Annotated in this window: 1 protein-coding gene; it reads right to left on the reverse strand. The window is 77.8% G+C overall.

The features are described 5' to 3' along the window. Positions 1-375: FAD-dependent oxidoreductase (locus G3I42_RS20525; RefSeq protein WP_343244606.1), on the reverse strand; the 375-nt coding region annotated here is incomplete at its 3' end. Positions 376-554 lie beyond the last annotated feature (179 nt).

Below are 554 nucleotides of genomic sequence, written 5' to 3' on the forward strand. Positions count from 1 at the left end.
CCCGGCCCCGTACGGGCGGGGGGCGCTCGCGAGGGCGCGTGCCGCGGTCAGTGCGCCCCTGGTGCGCCTGCCGTCGCCGATACGGTGCAGCCGGCCCGCGCTGTGCACGAGCGCGCCGGGGGCGAAGGGCCGCAGCACGAGCCCTTCGAGGCCCGGCGTGCGGCGCAGCTCGGGGTGCGCGGTACTCAGCAGCCGGCCCACACGGTCGAGCCGGAAACCGTCCACCTCCTCGGTCGCCATGCGGCCGCCGACGCGCGGTCCCGCCTCCAGGACGGAGACCGTCACTCCCGCGCTGACCAGGTGGTGCGCCGCCGAGAGGCCCGCCACTCCGGCTCCGACGATGATCACATCCGCTTGCTGTGCCGTATCGAACACGGCCCCTCCCTCGGGGTCGGGCGTCTGCCGCTGGGGCGTGTGCCCCGAACAGCCCGCGCTATGAGCCCAGTTCCTCGACGAGCCTAGGAGCGGGGCCCGGGCCCGGGGGAGCGCTCGCGCGGGGGCGCGGGGTGGCACGGGGTGGCTCGGTACGGGGCACGGCGGGCCGCGCGGCCGCG

The sequence above is a fragment of the Streptomyces sp. SID11385 genome, assembly GCF_010548245.1.
In the GTDB taxonomy this organism is placed as follows: Bacteria; Actinomycetota; Actinomycetes; order Streptomycetales; family Streptomycetaceae; genus Streptomyces.